The sequence below is a fragment of the Mesorhizobium sp. M1A.F.Ca.IN.022.06.1.1 genome (genome assembly GCF_003952605.1).
Lineage (GTDB): Bacteria > Pseudomonadota > Alphaproteobacteria > Rhizobiales > Rhizobiaceae > Mesorhizobium.
Window position 1 is genome coordinate 4449591 of the sequence record NZ_CP034455.1, and the last position, 16888, is coordinate 4466478.

The 16888-nt window shown below is 63.0% G+C and carries 14 protein-coding genes and 1 pseudogene; 7 read left to right on the forward strand and 8 right to left on the reverse strand.

Going from position 1 to position 16888, the window contains the following annotated elements; all coding sequences use genetic code 11:
- Positions 1-71 precede the first annotated feature (71 nt).
- The 7 genes and pseudogenes from EJ078_RS30470 to EJ078_RS21090 form a co-directional block, all read right to left on the reverse strand.
- A pseudogene (locus tag EJ078_RS30470) lies at positions 72-286 on the reverse strand (DUF2333 domain-containing protein); the annotation flags it as partial.
- A 15-nt stretch (positions 287-301) separates the two neighbouring features.
- Positions 302-1609 (reverse strand): DUF6638 family protein, encoded by a 1308-nt coding sequence (locus tag EJ078_RS21065; RefSeq protein ID WP_127215402.1) that lies wholly within the window; start codon positions 1607-1609, stop codon positions 302-304.
- Between the two features lie 109 nt (positions 1610-1718).
- Entirely contained in the window at positions 1719-2135 is a 417-nt protein-coding gene (locus EJ078_RS21070; protein ID WP_127215410.1) for a DUF559 domain-containing protein, read from the reverse strand.
- Positions 2136-2237: 102 nt separating this feature from the next.
- A complete protein-coding gene (locus tag EJ078_RS21075) occupies positions 2238-4148 on the reverse strand; it encodes an ATP-binding protein (RefSeq protein WP_208720803.1) in 1911 nt (636 codons plus the stop codon).
- A 24-nt stretch (positions 4149-4172) separates the two neighbouring features.
- Complete coding sequence (locus tag EJ078_RS21080) at positions 4173-5318, reverse strand: hypothetical protein (protein ID WP_127215404.1); 1146 nt, start codon at positions 5316-5318, stop codon at positions 4173-4175.
- 34 nt (positions 5319-5352) lie between these two features.
- Positions 5353-6441, reverse strand: coding sequence for a hypothetical protein (locus EJ078_RS21085; protein ID WP_095801837.1), 1089 nt, complete (start codon positions 6439-6441; stop codon positions 5353-5355).
- 334 nt (positions 6442-6775) lie between these two features.
- Positions 6776-7387 (reverse strand): thymidine kinase, encoded by a 612-nt coding sequence (locus EJ078_RS21090; RefSeq protein ID WP_127215405.1) that lies wholly within the window; start codon positions 7385-7387, stop codon positions 6776-6778.
- Positions 7388-7474: 87 nt separating this feature from the next.
- Between EJ078_RS21090 and EJ078_RS30730 the strand changes: the two genes are divergently transcribed.
- From EJ078_RS30730 to EJ078_RS21110, 5 genes are all read left to right on the forward strand, one after another.
- Positions 7475-7597, forward strand: a complete 123-nt coding sequence (locus tag EJ078_RS30730; RefSeq protein ID WP_259979959.1) for a hypothetical protein — start codon at positions 7475-7477, stop codon at positions 7595-7597.
- Positions 7598-7620: 23 nt separating this feature from the next.
- Complete coding sequence (locus EJ078_RS21095) at positions 7621-8556, forward strand: choline ABC transporter substrate-binding protein (protein ID WP_127215406.1); 936 nt, start codon at positions 7621-7623, stop codon at positions 8554-8556.
- 121 nt (positions 8557-8677) lie between these two features.
- Positions 8678-9532 carry a choline ABC transporter permease subunit gene (gene choW / locus EJ078_RS21100; RefSeq protein ID WP_066994259.1) on the forward strand — a complete coding sequence of 285 codons (855 nt, stop codon included), beginning with the start codon at positions 8678-8680 and terminating at the stop codon, positions 9530-9532.
- On the forward strand, positions 9529-10710 hold the full coding sequence (gene choV / locus EJ078_RS21105) for a choline ABC transporter ATP-binding protein (RefSeq protein ID WP_095823289.1): 1182 nt from the start codon (positions 9529-9531) through the stop codon (positions 10708-10710). Before choW ends, choV begins: the two co-directional genes overlap by 4 nt.
- A 107-nt stretch (positions 10711-10817) precedes the next feature.
- On the forward strand, positions 10818-11855 hold the full coding sequence (locus EJ078_RS21110) for an MBL fold metallo-hydrolase (RefSeq protein ID WP_127215407.1): 1038 nt from the start codon (positions 10818-10820) through the stop codon (positions 11853-11855).
- Between the two features lie 145 nt (positions 11856-12000).
- Here the strand turns inward: EJ078_RS21110 and EJ078_RS21115 are convergent, their stop codons facing one another.
- The gene (locus EJ078_RS21115; protein ID WP_082953953.1) at positions 12001-14067 is read right to left on the reverse strand and encodes a BTAD domain-containing putative transcriptional regulator; all 2067 of its coding nucleotides are present in this window, start codon (positions 14065-14067) and stop codon (positions 12001-12003) included.
- A gap of 171 nt (positions 14068-14238) precedes the next feature.
- Between EJ078_RS21115 and EJ078_RS21120 the strand changes: the two genes are divergently transcribed.
- Both EJ078_RS21120 and EJ078_RS21125 read left to right on the forward strand, forming a co-directional pair.
- Positions 14239-15324 carry a pyridoxal-phosphate dependent enzyme gene (locus EJ078_RS21120; protein WP_066994265.1) on the forward strand — a complete coding sequence of 362 codons (1086 nt, stop codon included), beginning with the start codon at positions 14239-14241 and terminating at the stop codon, positions 15322-15324.
- A 78-nt stretch (positions 15325-15402) separates the two neighbouring features.
- Positions 15403-16884, forward strand: coding sequence for an aspartate aminotransferase family protein (locus EJ078_RS21125; RefSeq protein WP_127216871.1), 1482 nt, complete (start codon positions 15403-15405; stop codon positions 16882-16884).
- Positions 16885-16888: the final 4 nt, after the last annotated feature.

Genomic DNA, 16888 nt, shown 5'->3' on the forward strand with positions numbered 1-16888 from the left:
ATCCCATATGGAAAACAAAAAAACGGCGCAGCAGAATAATGCCGGACGAACGAAGCCTCGGTGTTCAGGGTGTCCGGGGCGAAATTGTTCCACCACTGGGTGGCGTAGAAGAAGTTGGCCGTAAAGGCCGATCAAAACCAGCAAGGCAAGGCCGACCACCGCCTTCAGGATCCAGCCGCGCTGGCCGTACCAGCGGCCGGCCCATATGAACGGCCAGAGAATAATGCCCATGCCGGCCGATCCACTGGAAAATCCGGGTGAAGAAACTCACGATCGGATCAAGCATGGCTCTCGTCCCCCCTCAGTCCGTCAAGCCGTAAAGGCGCGCGCGGAATGCCGCCTTGTCCTTCAAATATGTGGTTTTCAGAACGTCCACAACATGCGATCGCCACGCATCGCTGAAGCCGTCGAAGTCCTTGTAGAAGCCCGGTTTATTGAAGACGTAGCGCGAGACGAAGTCCTGTGGCACGAAATCCGAGATCAACTGATTGGTGAGCCAGGCATCGGGATGATCGGGCTTGGCGCGCACAACCAGGAAGCGCTGGCGCGGCGGCACATCTTCAAGCTTCAGGTGGCCGAACTGGGCGATCTCGCGCTTGGCGGCGTTGAGGAAAGGGAAATTGCCGTCGCTGGCAATCAGGTCGGCATGGCTGTGGATCCAGGTCTGCAGCCAGACCTTGTCGACGTCCGTCAAGTTGCGGTTGGGCTCGGCATCGCGGATCAGTGCCCTCACCACCATCTCGGCGCGGTGCTCCAGATAGCCCGAGGTCTCGATCCAGGAAGCGCGCGGCAGGTCAAGACGGCCCGTGGCGGCGAGGAAGCGGAATACCTTGTCGGCGTCGTTGATCGACAGATAGCTCACCTGCCAGGGCCGCGAGCGGCGGAAGCCGGGCGCAGCCGGATCGCTGATCACCGTCGTCATGTCCGGGTCGACGAAGACGTAGAGCCCGCCGAAATGGCTGGTCCAGTAGGCGTTGTGGCGGAAGATCACCTGATCGGGCACCAGCGCGTTCTCGCGGATGTCGCCGCAGACCTTGGCGAGGCCGACCATGCGCTCGAGCATGGCGTTGTCGCGCCAGGCGTCGGGTTCCTGCTTCAGCCGGTCGACCAGCTTGCCGAGCTCGGCCGCCTTGCCGAGCACGTCCTCGGCCGACAATACCTTGAACTCGACCTGATTGATCGACAGCAGGTCCTCGATGTCGTCGACCTTGGGGACGGAGTCCTCGATCTCGCCGTAGATGACGTCCTTGATCGTCAGCGCGTCGATGGCGCGCTGGTTCTTGGACATGAACTCGAACATCAGCTGCGAGGTGTTGGAGAAGGCGGTGTGCACGACCGGCAAATCGATCTGCGACGGCGTCAGGATGATGAAGCGGCGGTTGACCTCGTTGGGATCGAGATAGCCGTAATCGCCGCATTCCTCGGCCACCTCGGGCGAGAAACCGGTGCGGTCGATCTGGAAGCTCTTCAGCTTGGTCGGCTCGAGGCCGAAGGCGACGAGAGCCTTGTTGTAGCGCTGGATGAGATGCGGCTCATCGACGACGAGCAGCCTGCCATAGATCAGCTCGTTGTCGCGCAGAAGGTCGGGCTTTTTAGCGGGATGGGTCATTGGCAAAGGTCCGACGGATGTAGCCTCGAAAGGCGAAGCGGCAACGCCGACGCCCCCCTCTCCCCGTTCTTGACGGGGAGAGGGTAAGGGTGAGGGGCGGCGCCAACGATCAAAGATTTGTCTCCCCGTAGCCGCTGGCAGCAATAAATCGAAGCTCGTGCGTCTCGATCAGACGATCGAGACGGCATTCGATCGCAGCAAGTATGGTTTCGAGCACCTCATCCCGCTTCTTCAAGACATCGACATTCCAGAAGCGGAGAACGGACCAATTGTTTGAGACCAGGAAGCGATCCCTGATCTGGTCGTAGCTGTTGCCTGCATGCTGGCTGCCATCGACCTCGACAACGAGCTGGCACTCCCTGCAGGCAAAATCAGCGAAATAATTGCCTATCGGAAACTGCCGCACAAACTTATGGCCATTCAATCGTCTGTCGCGCAGTTCCATCCAAAGAGCTGTTTCCGCGTCGTTATCCGAGTGCCGGAGGCGTCTTGCCCGTTTCGTTGTAGCGACTTCTGGTCCACGCACGGCGCTGCCCCTCACCCTTACCCTCTCCCCGTGAAGGACGGGGAGAGGGAGGCGCCGACGTTGGCACCACATCCTTCCGCACTTGCGGGCAGCGAAGGAAGCCTACGCATTCCAAAGCCCCTTGTTCTTCAGCTCCTCCATCTCGCGCACGGCGCGTTCGCGGAGCCGCGCGTCGCGCAAAAGCTTCTCGACCGCCGCGTCGTCGGACTTGTCGGAGTAGCGGAATTCGGAATCGGCGTAGCGGTTGATCTCCTGCATGACCATGTCCATCGAGAACGGCCCGCGCAACTCCTCGATCATCGCCTTCTTGTCGTCGTAGCTCTTGTGCATGAAGGCTTCCGGCTTCTCGAACCAGTCTTCCGGGAGCTCGATATCCATGGCGCGCATCTTGATGGCGTCGGTCACGTTCTTGATGGCGCGGCCGGTGAAGCGCGGCTCGACATTCTTGATCATGTGCAGGTAGGTGCCGATATCGGCCATCGTCTTCGGCGCGCCGTTCTCCTTCATATAGCGCTCATAGACCTTCATCAGCCCGTCTTCCTGCGGCTTCTCGTGCTCCTCATAAGCCGCAGTCACGGCGCGCTTGATTTCCTGCGCGGCATAGAGCTCGTGCTTGCCCAGCGGGATCTTGTGGTTCTTGCCGGCGAGCAGCACGAAGATATCGATGTAGTCGTCGCGGCTCTGCGGGCCGTCGACCAGCCAGCGGGCGCCGGCGCGCTGGCGCAGCGCATCGTCGACATTTTCGGGGTAATTGGAAAACATGCCGAAGGAGCAGTTGCCGCGCACCACGGTGGAAGCGCCGGCGAATGCGTCCATGAGGACGCCCGTGATCTCCTGCTGACCGGCGGATGCGCGGTCATCGGAGCGGCGCGCCGCCACCTGGTCGATGTCGTCGATGGTGCCGAAACCGATGGCCCGCGGATTGAGCACATTGTTGATGAACTGCCGGCAGTTCTGGCCGGATTTGCCCTGGTAGGAAGAAATCTGGTCGACGCCGAAATTCTCGTAGACGAAGGGATAGCCGGCCACCTGACAATAGTTGTTGAGGAGGCCGGCGATCATTTGGATCAGCGTCGTCTTGCCGGTGCCTGGCGCGCCGTCGCCGATGAAGGTGAACAGAAAGCCGCCGAGCTCGACGAAGGGGTTCAGCTCGCGTTCGAAATCATAGGCCATCAGCATCTTGGCGAGCTTCACCGACTGGTATTTGGCGATGTGATTGCCGACGACCTCTTCCGGCTTCTTGAAGGTCATCACCAGCGGCTTCAAGCGCTTGCCGGGCGCGACGTCGAAACCGTCGAGGGTGAAGTCGTCGGCATCAATGCGGATATGCGCGTTCTCGAACGGACCGATGCCGTCGAAGCGCCCCTTGCGCGCGAGCAGCCCGTCGATGGCGACGCGGGCGAATGCGCGCGCCCTGGTCATCAGATCGGCATCGTCCTTCGAGCCGGCAATCGCCTTGTCGAGGCCGGCCACGATCGACTTCACCGCGTCCTGCGGCGTGTCGAACAGGAAGTCGGGTTCGGGACTGTCGTTCGGCGCCTCGCCGTCGCTGTCGATCAGCTGGAACAGGTAGGAGGCGAAGCTGAAAGCCGAAACGTAGGCGGAGGCCGACAGCAGCTTCTTGAATGTCGCCGCCTCGTCGCCTTCGAGCGGGGCACGCGCGTTCTTGGCCTGCAGGCTTTCGAGATCGGATCCCTCGGCAAAGACATCCGATATGGCCAGCGCGATCGCCAGGCCGCGGCGGGCGCGGTAGAGAAGCATGTGCTGGGGGATGCTCATCAGCTGGTCGTCGGGATGGATCGCGGCGACCGTTTTCGACAGTTCGACCTCGCGCGTGCGGCGCACCGAACCGGCCGAGACGGTCGAGACGAAGCGCCGGTTGGTGCCGGCGAGCGCGGTGCCGGACTCGCGCGATGGATCCTCCAGCACGACGATGCGGGTAAGAAAGCTCTGCGCGGTGGCGCGATGCTTTTCGATTGTCGATTCCGAGATCGTGGTCAGCCCGGTGTCCATTACGGATACTCCGCGATTCGACGGTCACACATCGCTGATGACCTGCCCTTTGGACAGGATGTGGACCTTGTAGCCGGAAAAGATCTTCTGCGCTTCGCCCGCGGCATAGAGCGCCTGATAGGCCTCGTGCGGGATCAGCGCGTGGTTCTCGTAGCTGGAGACGCCTTGGCGCGCCGCTTCGAGGTCGTCGGTGTTGATGAAGAATTCCTGCGTAGACTTTTCGCTGGAGAACAGCCCCTTGCGGCCGGGCTTCTCGGACTTGGAAAAGACTTCCTGGATGGTCCAAGTGAGCAGCCAGGCGTTCTCCGGCTTGCGCACCTTGGCCAGAACCTCGGTAACGGTCGAATTGTTCTCGGTGATCCCGGCCGAATAGAACGGGCCGAGCACGACGCGCCGCAACTGCTTCGGGTGCAGCGGCTCGAAATCCTTGTCGAGATTGACCGCGATGGTCGCCGGCGACAGCGTGTAGGCGGAATTCTTCTCGGTGAAATCGTCGAAGCGGTGGGCAAGCTCGGGGTTGAGCAGGCCATCGACAGGAAGCGGAATGTCGATCTTCTCGTTCAGCTTGCCGTTCGCGTCGACGAGCTGTCGCACCATGCTCTCGGAGGAGTCCTCGACCGTCACCATATAGATCAGCGGCAGGTTGGCGCTGCCGTCGAACGAGGCCCAGTGGACGAGGTAGTAAGGCCGCATGGTCTTCGGATTGACCGAGACTTTGGCCGTCTGCGCCAAGGTGAACGGACCGAAGGTGGTCTCGCTCTTGACACCCTCCAGATAGAGCCGCTCGGCCATCGACCTTTGCAGCGCCACAGGCAATTCCTTGTGGCGCAGGATGAAGTCGGCCATCTCCTCGCGCAACTCGCCGGCCTGCGGAATGTTGGCCAACCGGCTATCTGCCTGTCGGCGGTCGTTCTCCAATTCGAGCAGATTCTGGAACACCGGATAGCCGCTGTCGGCGCGCGAAATGCGGAACGTATCCATGAAGCCCAGCCGGTTGCGCCAGCAGTCGAATGAGTTTTCCAGCCGGGCGATGTATTCGGCGACGATCTTGGCGACGATGCCGTGCCGGTAGAGCGGCGAGCGGTCGTCGCGCATGAACAGTTCGAGCCCGCTCAGCGCTGCGGTGATGGCGAAGAAGTAGCGCGCCGCCGCTTCATTTTCGGGGGTCATGGCACCGCCGTGTCGAAGAATGCCGTCACACCGCCTACTGCTGCACGTAGTTCGCCGAATTGTGCTTCTTCATCACCTCGTCGAAGCGGCGGGCGAAGGCGTCGTCGGCGAGTTTCTTGCGGCGCTGGATGTCAGCGGTGGCCACCATATTCTTCTCGTGCATCTCCAAGAGATCGCCGATGTGCTTCTGCGAAGCGGCGCCGATGCCGGCCATCGTCTCCTCGGCCGTGTTGTCGACCTGGCTGCCCAGCGTGTTGATCTTGTGGGCGACGTCCTGCTGGGCGGCCGTCTTCAGCGAGTCTTCCAGAGCTTTGTAGAGCACGATGCGCTGCTCGGTGTCGATTGTCAGCTTGTTGATCAGCGTCGACTGCGCGGCGATCTGGTTGTTGAGGGAATCGACAAACGTCTGAAACATCGAGGTGTAGCGCTCCAGCGTCTGGCTTTCGGCCAGCAGCTCCTGCTCCTTGGCCTGCTTCTCGTTGTACTCGGTCGCCATCTTCGAACGCTCGCCCTCGAGCTGGGTGCGTTCCTTCTGGCTGGTCGAGGCGGCGATCTTGTTCTCGATGTCGAGCAGCATCGGGTTGAGTTCCTCGATGCGTTTCTGCACCGCCTCGAGATTGGTCATAGTCGCCTTGCGGCGCTCGATCACCTGCGACAGGCTAGCTTCGGAGGTCTTGTAGCGCTGGTCGAGGATCTGCTTCTGGGCTTTCAGGATGCCGACGATGGTGTCCGATTTCGCCAGGAGCTCCTGCAAATTGCCGGCGAGCGACATGTTGCGCACTCGGTCGGTGCGCATGCGCTGCTTGCGCTGCTCGGAGAAGACGCCGACGAGATTTTCCCAGCCGGTGTAGCTCTTCATGCTCTCGAATTCGGCGCCGAAGACATTGGTGGCGTCCTCCAGCCCGATGATCAGGTCGGCGATATTGCCTTCCATGACCTTCTGCTGTTTCAGCACGTCCTCGATGCGGGCGTTCTCGAGGTCGAAATTGGCATCGCCGATCTTCCTGTCGGCCTGCGCCAGCGTGTCGAGCACGGTTCCGGACTGCTCGATCTTGGTGCGCATGTCCTCGACGACCTGCTTGGTCTTGGCAATTTCGGCATCGAAATTCTGCAACGTCGCCATAGGGGCCTCCCGCTTCGGCATCCGGTTTCGTGTCGAACGTCGCCGAATATATGTGGGGGCTCAAGGGATTGAAAGAAGGAAGACAGGGAGACGTGGCAAAACAAAAGAATTGGCCAGGTCCTTGAAAGATAAGGCAAGCATGCTCATGCCGGAGTAATGCGCGCCGCCTTCAGGCAGCTTTAGCTGGTATGCCTTAAGCTCTTGTTTTTGCGGACAAGCTGCGGCGCTGGGGAGTGTGCAAATCTGTTGTGCCGAATCGTGGCAGTCAAGCGGCCATCAGCCGGCGCATGGCAGCGATTGCCCAACTTAGTCGGAAGTCGCGAGGCTCCCCGTCTCAGTTGCGGGCAAAGCCGATGAAGTCGTCGGGCGCAGCCCTGCCCATTTCCTCTTCCCAGTGCCGGCGGCAGAGCGAGACATAGACGTCCTTGCCGATCGCCACCTGCTCGCCTTGCTTTGCCACCTTGCCGTCGGGACCGAGGCGAACGACCATCGTCGCCTTGCGGCCGCAGCGGCAGATGGTGCGCACTTCGCGCAGATCGTCGGCGATGGCGAGCAGCGCGCGCGAGCCGGAAAACAACTTGCCTTGGAAATCGGTGCGCAGGCCGTAGCACATGACCGGGATGTTCAGCCGGTCGGCGATGCGGGCCAGCTGCCAGACCTGCTCCTCCTCGAGGAACTGCGCCTCGTCGACGAATATGCAATGCACGGTGGCGTGCTCATGATGCTCGGCGACGCGGGCGTAGAGATCGTCGCCGTCGCGGAACATCTCGGCCTCGGTCTCGAGACCGATGCGCGACGAGATCAGTCCCTTGTCGCCGTTGCGATAATGGCCGGCGACGAACAGCATCGTCGTCATGCCGCGTTCGCGATAGTTGTAGGATGCCTGCAGGAGCATCGTCGTCTTGCCGGCATTCATCGTTGCGTAGTTGAAGTAGAGCTTGGCCATATGGGTGTTTAAGCTCAATTGCTGCGGGGCGGGGAAGGGGCCGCGGGCTCCTTCCACCAAAAAAGCGGGCCCGCCGGAAAGTGCGGCATGTCGCTGAATGGCAAGCGCGCGCCGTTGATCGCGGTGTGGAACCGCTTGAAACCGCATCAAAATGGTGTTTGGCTGGCGAAACAAGGCGGGCGCAAGAACCGTGACTTCGCGCCGCTTTAAAAAACCGCAATGGGAGAAAGTTCATGTCGCGTATGAAATCCTTCGTCGCCGGCCTCGGGCTGGCGGCGCTTCTGTCCACGACCGCGGCCTATGCCGGCGATCCGGCGAGCTGCAAGGCCGTGCGACTGTCCGATGTCGGCTGGACCGATATCCAGGCAACCACCGGGGTGGCTTCGGTGCTGCTCACCGCGCTCGGCTACGAGCCGCAGGTGATCCAGCTTTCGGTGCCGGTGACTTATGCGTCGCTGAAGAACAAGGACCTCGACGTCTTTCTCGGCAACTGGATGCCGTCGATGACCAATGACATCAAGGACTATACCGCCGACGGCTCGGTCGAGACGGTAAGCACCAACCTGACCGGCGCCGGCTACGGCATCGTCGTGCCGACCTATGTCGCGGATGCGGGCGTCAAGACGCTGACCGATCTCGGCAAGTTCAAGGACAAGTTCAACGGCAAGATCTACGGCATCGAGGCCGGCAATGACGGCAACCGGATCATCCTCGACATGATCAAGAACCCGAAGGACAATCTCGAAGGCTTCGAGTTGGTCGAGTCCTCGGAAGCCGGCATGCTGACGCAGGCCGAGCAGTCGATGAAGAACAATGAGTGGATCGCCTTCCTCGGCTGGACGCCGCATCCGGTGATGGGCGCCATGAAGATCACCTATCTCGACGGGATGGGCGACAGCGGTTTCGGCGCCGCCACCGTCTATACGAACACGCGCAAGGGCTACACCACCGAGTGCCCGAATGCCGGCAAGTTCATCTCCAACCTGAAATTCAATCTCGACATGGAAGGCGAGATGATGGACGCGATCCTGAAAGGTGGCGATGCCCAGACGGTCGCCACCGACTGGCTGAAGAAGCATCCGGACGCGATCGCGCCCTGGATCGCCGGCGTGACCACCTTCGACGGCGGCGATGCGGCTGCGGCCATCAAGACTGCGCTCAGGAGTTGAGCCGGCTTTGAGTCCGGCATGATCTCCGGAAAGGGGCAGCCGCTGGAAAAGGCTGCCCTTTTTCATATGCTGTGAGAAGGTGACCGCTCGGCAAGGGCGGCAAGGATCAATGAGGGGAAAGATGGATCCGATCTCGAAATTTCTGGTCGCCTACAAGATTCCCATAGGTCCATGGGGCAAGGCCTTCTTCGGCTTCCTCACTGAGAATTTCGATACCGTCTTCAGGGCCTTTTCGAACGGCCTGAACTTCATCCTCGACGGGGCGGTGGACCTCCTGCTGATGCTGCCGCCGGTTCTGCTGGCGCTGGTCGTCGCCGTCATCGCCTGGTTCCTGCAACGCTCCCGGCCGCTCGCCATCGGCGTCTTCATCGGCCTGATCTTCATCATCAACCAGAACCTCTGGAAGCAGACGGTGCAAACACTGGTGCTGGTGGTGGCCGCCGCCGCCATGGCAATGGCGATCGGCGTGCCGCTCGGCATCTGGGCGGCGCACAAGCCGAAGGTCTACCGCGTGATGCTGCCGGTGCTTGACCTGATGCAGACGCTGCCGACCTTCGTCTACCTGATCCCGGTGCTGACGCTGTTCGGGCTCGGCAACGCGCCCGGCCTCATCGTCACCATCATCTTCGTCATCCCGACGGCGGTGCGTCTCACCCATCTCGGCATCGTCTCGGTGCCCAAGGCGATCATCGAGGCGGGCGAGTCCTTCGGCGCCACCAAGAACCAGCTTCTGTGGAAGGTCGAATTGCCCTCGGCGCTGCCCACGATCATGGCGGGGCTGACCCAGTCGATCATGCTGTCGCTGTCGATGGTGGTGTTCGCGGCGCTGATCGGCGCCGGCGGTCTCGGCACCGAAATCAACCGCGCGCTCGGCTCCCGCAAGATCGACCTCGGGCTTGAAGCAGGCCTTGCCATCGTCGTGCTCGCCATCGTGCTCGATCGCATGACCCGCATCGGCGTTGGAGGCAAGAAATGACCGTCGCCGTCGATTTCAAGAATGTCGATATCGTCTTCGGTGCCGACCAGGCGAAATCCCTCGCGCTGATCGACCAGGGCGCAACCCGCGCCGAAATCCTCGAAAAGACCGGCAACGTGCTGGGCTGCGCCGGCGCCAACCTCACCGTGCATGAGGGCGAGATCTCGGTGCTGATGGGCCTTTCCGGCTCCGGCAAGTCGACGCTGCTGAGAGCCGTCAACCGGTTGAACGTGGTGTCGCGCGGCCAGGTGCTGGTCAATGACGGCGACCGCACGGTCGACGTCGTCACCTGCGATGAGCCGACGCTGAGACGCCTGCGGCAGAAGCAGGTGGCGATGGTGTTCCAACAGTTCGGCCTGCTACCGTGGCGAACGGTCGAGGAGAATGTCGGCTTCGGTCTGGAGCTCGCCGGCGTGCCGGAGGCCGAGCGCAAGGCACGGGTGCAGAAGCAGCTCCAGCTGGTCCATCTCGACCAGTGGTCGAAGAAATACGCGCATGAACTTTCGGGCGGCATGCAGCAGCGCGTCGGCCTCGCCCGCGCCTTCGCCACCGAGGCGCCGATCCTGTTGATGGACGAGCCGTTCTCGGCCCTCGATCCGCTGATCCGCACCAAGCTGCAGGACGAGCTCCTGCAGCTCCAGGCGGCGCTGAAGAAGACCATCATCTTCGTCAGCCACGACCTCGAGGAGGCGCTGAAGATCGGCAGCCACATCACCATCATGGAAGGCGGGCGCATCGTCCAGACCGGCGCGCCGGAAGACATCGTGCTCAGGCCGGCCAACGACTATGTCCGCGACTTCATCGCCAATGTGAATCCGCTCTCGGTGCTTACCGCCTGGAACGTGATGCGCGACCGCCGCGATCTCGAGCAGGGCGAGAATGGCTGGGTCTGGCTCGACCGGCGCAAGACGACGCGCTTCAAGATCGACGAGCACGGCCTGGTGGCCGCGGCCGAACGCGACGGCAAGCCGGCGGTGTGGGTATCCTGCGCCGAGGTCGAGAGGCAGCCGGAGGAGGGTGCGCAGGTGTTCTGGGCCAATCCCGGCACGTCGCTGAAGACGGTGATGCTCGCCATGCATCGCTCGCAGACGGCACCGGTGGCGCTGTTCGACGAAGGCTCGCGCTTCGTCGGCGCGATCGGCATCCGCGACGTGCTGAGCGCGGTGCTCAGGCGGTAGGAGCTCGGCCCTTAGATCAGCATGAAGTGTTCGCTGGCGGGCACCTCATGCTTGTTCTAGACTTGGTCGGCAGCCGGGGTTGGGCCGCTCGCGCATGGGGCGATAAAATGATCTTCCGTCAGCTTTTCGATTCCGTTTCGGGCACTTATTCCTATCTTCTCGCCAGCCGCCGCGGCGGCGAGGCGCTGATCATCGATCCGGTGCTGGAGAAGGTCGAACGCTACCTGCAGTTGGTCAACGAGCTCGACCTCAGATTGGTCAAAGCGGTCGACACACATCTTCATGCCGACCACATCACCGGGCTCGGCGCGCTGCGCGACAGGACGCATTGCGTCACCGTGATGGGTGAGCAGACCAAGGCCGACGTCGTGTCGATGCGGCTTGCCGACGGCGACAAGCTTGCCATCGAGGGACTGGCGCTGGACGTCGTCTATACGCCCGGCCACACCGACGATTCCTACAGCTTCGTCCTGCCGGACCGCGTCTTCACCGGCGACACGCTGCTCATTCGCGGCACCGGCCGCACCGACTTCCAGAACGGCGATCCGCGCCAGCAATACGAATCGATCTTCGGCCGCCTGCTCAAGCTTCCCGACGAGACGCTGATCTTTCCGGCACACGACTACAAGGGCGAAACCGTGTCGACGATCGGCGAGGAAAAGGCCTTCAATCCGCGCCTGCAGGTGAAGTCGGTGGACGAATACGTGAACATCATGAACAACCTGAAGCTGTCCAATCCGAAGATGATGGATGTGGCCGTGCCGGCCAACATGCGGGTGGGGCTGCATCAGGACGACATCGCCAGCCGCGGCTGGGCAGTGACCGCCGAACAGGCGCTGGCGCTGGTCGGTCGGCCCGACGTGGCGCTGATCGACCTGCGCGAGCAATCCGAACGGGATCGCCACGGCGTCATCCCCGGCGCGATCCATCTGCCCTATGCGCGGCTGCAGGAGAATATCGCCGCCGGCGGCATGCTGCACGAGCTGGCGAAATCGACAGCCAAGCAGATCCTGTTCTATTGCGCCTTCGGCGAGCGCTCGGCGATGGCCGTGCAGGCGGCGCAGGATCGCGGGATATCGACCGCTCGCCACATCCAGGGCGGCATCGATGCGTGGCGGAAGGCGAGCGGTCCGCTGATGCACTGAGACCTGTTGATATTCAGGCGCCGGCCTGCGAACGCGCGTTTCCTGGTGCTCGTGTACTTCAACTACGCTCCGCTCAGGTTCTCGGAACCCGCAATTCTCGGCTCGGCCTGACCTCAATCGCAATACGCCTTTGGACGTGCAGAAATCAATTCAATCCGATCAGCTTCGCGCCTCTGCGGAACAGGGCCTCGCCGTCCCGGTCGAAGCGGAACGTGGCAATGAAATCGTCCGCCCGATAGTCGGGCCACGTGGTGCGGATCGCGGCGGCGAAGTTTCGTGCCTCGTCCTGGCGGCCGGCCAGCGCCAGGCAATGCGCGGCGATCGCCAGGATGATGACATGGGCGTTGGGCCTGGCCGCAGCTTTCAGCGCCCATTCGGCGGCTTCATCGTATTCGCCCAGCCGCGCATGGGCCATGGCCCGCGCGCCCATCATGCCGAACAGCAATGGGTCAAAGGGGCTGAGATGGCGCGAGTGATCGGAGGAGCCGATCGCCGATTGCGGATCGCCCGACTGCGAGTGGACAAAGGACAGGGCATAGTGGCCGAGCGCGAAGTTCGGGCTGAGGTCGACGGCCTTTGCCAACTCGAGCAGCGAGCCGTCCTGCTCGCCGCGCAGCCACAAGGCGCGGCCCATCGCCCAGTGCGCGGCCGGATTGCGGTCATCGACCAGGAGGCTGTGACCGGCAGTTGCGAAAGCCAGCGACGCCTCACGGTCGCGATCGCCCCAACGCTGAAAGGCATTCTGCCAATGCGTGAAGGAGAGGCCTGCATAGGCTCGGGCGAAGGTCGGGTCGAGCTTCAGGGCGTCATTGAAGAACTGCTGCGCCAGTTCGTTTTCCTGGCGGGTGAAGCGGTACATGTGCCAGAGCCCGCGATGATAGGCTTCCCACGCATTCAGCGAATTCGGCGCCTTAAGCATTGCCCGGTTTCGCTCGACGGTCGCGATCTCGGCGGCGATCGAAGAGACGATGCTGTTGCCGATGTCGTCTATCACCGTGAAGATCTCGTCCGGCCTGTGCTCGAAGGTCTCGGCCCACACAATCCTCGCGGTGCGGACCTCGACGAGCTCGACCGAGACGATCACCCTGCCCGAAAGGCTGCGGACCGAGCCTGTCGCCACATAGTCGACATTCAGCCGGCGCCCGGCGTCCTCCGGCGCGATGTCCTTCTCGGCCAGCGCGAAGACCGATCCGCGGGCAATGACGAAGAAATCGCGAAGCTTGGCGAGCCGCGTTATGATGTCGTGGGTCAAGCCATCGGCAAGCCCGCCACGGAAATTGACGGCGCTTTCCGCGAACGGCATCACCGCCAACGAGGCCCGGCGCACCGATGCGGGTTCGGATTCGACGGCAACGATCGGTGCTTGCGGGGCCGGAAGAGCTAGCCCGGATCGCGCGCATGGCGTTGCGCTGGAATGGCGTGCCTTGATCTCGTGCCATGCTTCCCGCAAGGGAGCGACATCCAGCTCCTCGGAGCGGAAGAGTTCCGCCGCGGTCGCGATATGCTCCTCACCGGCGCCGATCTGTCCCCGCCGCGCAAGGTTTTCCAGCAGCGCCACATGGGCGCGGCCATCGAAGGGCGCGAGTTCCAGCCATCTGTCCAGATAGGCGCCCGCTTCATCGGCTCCCTGGGGGAGCAGGCCGATGATGTGCTCCAGAACGGCGACGTGGCACGAGCTGAAACGGCGGCGTTGCGCGGTCAGCCAGCTGGTGAAATGCGGGCTCCGATCGAGCTCCAGCCCGTCAAGGAAATCGCCGGCGAAGAGCTGCGCAAGCGCCCGAAGACGCCCGAGGCTGAGCGTCTCGATCCCTTCGGCGACCGCTGCGGCGGCTTCGACGGCATCGACGTTCGTATCGGCAAGACGAAGCGCCACGGTGTCGCCCTCGGTCTCGACCCTCTGCCGGCCCGGTTGGTTAAGCGCGCCGCGAAGCTTGCTCAGGCACCAGCGAAGCTCGCCGCGCGGATCGTTCGGCACGTCCCACAGAAGCTCGCAAAGCCGGCTGCGGCTGACGGGATGTGGCGCGAGCGCCAGATAGGCCAGCAGCGCGCGCAACTTGCGCGAAGAAGGCAATTTAACCGGCTCGCCGCCACGCGCGATCGTCAGTTGCCCAAGCAGTCGCAAGGACAGGCCGGCGGCAGTGTCGTTCGGGCTCGATCGGCTGGATTCCACGTATGTTCCCACGCTTTCTCCAACGCTCACCAGTTGGTCCATGTTCTATCACCAAAGACGACAGGAAGCATCCGGCAGCCCAATTCCATGCCGGAATGCCGCCGTTGCCGCATTCGCGGCAGGTCAAGCAACCTAACTCGGCAAGGTGTCGAAACCGCGCCGCCCAAGCCGCCGGTCTGTAACCGGCGCGTGAGATCGCGAGGAGAAAAGCCCATGTTGCAGAAGTTGAAAATCAGGACCACTGCCGGTCGCGGCCGGCTGTTCGACAGCATTCTCGACACCGTCGGCGACACGCCGGTCATCCGTATCAACAATCTCGGCCCCGGCCACGCGACCATCTACGTGAAGGCCGAGTTCTTCAATCCGGCGGCCTCGGTGAAGGACCGGCTGGCGCTCAACATCATCGAGGAAGGCGAGCGTAGCGGCAAGCTGAAGCCGGGCCAGACCGTCGTCGAGGCGACCAGCGGCAACACCGGTATCGGCCTTGCCATGGTCTGTGCGCAGAAGGGCTACCCGCTGGTGGTGACGATGGCCGACAGCTTCTCGATCGAGCGCCGCAAGCTGATGCGCATGCTTGGCGCCAAGGTGGTGCTGACGCCGCGCGCCCAGAAGGGTTTCGGGATGTACAAGAAGGCGGTGGAACTCGCCGACGCCAACGGCTGGTTCCTGGCGCGCCAGTTCGAGACGGAAGCCAATGCCGCCATCCACGAGGCGACCACGGCGCGCGAGATCATCAACGATTTCGCAGGGTCGCGCCTCGACGTGCTGGTCACCGGCTACGGCACCGGCGGGACCGTGGCCGGCGTCGGCCGGGTGCTGCGCCGCGAGCGGCCGGATGTCCGCATCGTGCTTGCCGAACCGGCGAACGCGCAGCTTATCGGCAGCGGCAAGCCGCAGGAGCGTGGCCAGGGCGGTGCGCCGTCCGCCAGCCATCCGGCCTTCGAGCCGCATCCGATCCAGGGCTGGACGCCGGACTTCATCCCCAACGTGCTGCAGGAGGCGATCGATAAGCGCTACTATGACGATGTGGTGCCGATCGCCGGCCCGGAAGGCATTAAATGGGCCAAGGCCCTGGCGCAGCAGGAAGGCATCTTCACCGGCATTTCAGGCGGCGCCACCTTCGCCGTCGCGCGCCAGATCGCGGGCACCGCTCCGGCGGGCTCGGTGATCCTGTGCATGCTGCCCGACACCGGCGAGCGCTACATGTCGACCCCGCTCTTCGACGGCATCGAGGCTGAGATGGATGCCGAGGAGACGGCACTGTCGCGCTCGACACCAGGCTGCCAGTTCGACGCCTGAAGACAAATCGCGGCGCTGCTGTCCACTCGGATGGCGGCGCCGCGCGACGATCCAGGAATGATCGCGGGGGAGCAGCGAATGGACACTATGCAGGAAACAGCGGTGATGGATGAGACGCTCGACCCGCCAGACTGGGCCGAGATGCAGGCCCTGTCGCATCGGATCGTCGAGGATGCCGTCGCTTATCTCAAGGATGTCCGGGACCGTCCGGTGTGGCGCCAAATGCCGGTCGAGGTTCGCGCCTTCTTCTCGGCGCCGCTGCCGCGCTCGCCGGCACCGATAGCCGACGTCTATGGCGATGTCGCCCGCAACGTCATGGCCTATCCGATGGGTAACATCCATCCGCGCTTCTGGTCCTGGTATATGGGGTCAAGCAATTTCACGGGCGCGCTGGGCGATTTCCTGGCGGCGATCCAGGGCTCGAACCTCGGCGGCGGCAATCACGCCGCCGGGCTGATGGACAGCCAGGTGGTCGACTGGTGCAAGGAGATGGTGGGCTTCCCGGCTTCGGCCAGCGGCACGCTTGTCAGCGGCGGCTCGATGGCCAACCTCATCGGTTTGACCGTGGCGCGCAATGCCAAAGCAGGCGTCGACGTGCGCGAAAGGGGTGTCGGGGCGATCCCAAAACCGTTGCGCTTCTACGCCTCGGACCAAGTCCATTCCTGCCACCGCAAGGCCATGGAAGTGCTCGGCCTCGGCAACCGGGCGCTGCGGCGGGTCTCGACCGACGCCGATCTGCGCATCGATGTCGATGCGCTCAAGACCGCCATCGCGGAAGACCGCGCGGCAGGTTTCAAGCCGGCTTGCATCATCGGCACCGCAGGAACCGTCAACACGGGCGCGATCGACGACTTGCGGGCGCTGGCCGTGTTGGCGGCAGAGGAAGACCTCTGGTTTCATGTCGATGGCTGCATCGGCGCCCTGATCGCCATCGCGCCTGAAAACAGATCGCTCGTCGCCGGCATCGAACGCGCCCATTCCGTCGCGCTCGACCCGCACAAATGGCTGCACGCGCCCTTCGAAGCGGGCTGTGCGCTGGTTCGCGACGCCGTCGCCCACCGCAACGCCTTCGCCGTCACGCCGGAATATCTGGAATCGACGCCGCGTGGCCTCGCCTCAGGGCAATGGCTGCACGACTATGGCCTGCAGACATCGCGCGGTTTTCGCGCGCTCAAGATCTGGATGTCGCTCAAGGAGCATGGCATCGAGAAATTCGGGCGGCTGATCGACCAGAACATCGCCCAGGCCGGCTATCTGACCGAGCTGATCCGGGTCGAGGCGGCGCTCGAGCTGACGGCGCCGACCACCATCAACATCGTCTGCTTCCGCCATCGCCTGGACGGCGCCTCCGAGGAACAGCTCAAGTCGTTCAACACCGAAATCATGCTCAGGCTGCAGGAAGAAGGCATTGCAGCCGTGTCCGACACCACGGTGCACGGGCAGCACTGCCTGCGGGTCGCGATCACCAACCACCGCACCCGCCGCGACGACCTCGATCTCCTGCTGCGTGAGACGCTTCGCATCGGAGCGGAAATCAAGACCGCGGCGCTACCAGACTGACGAG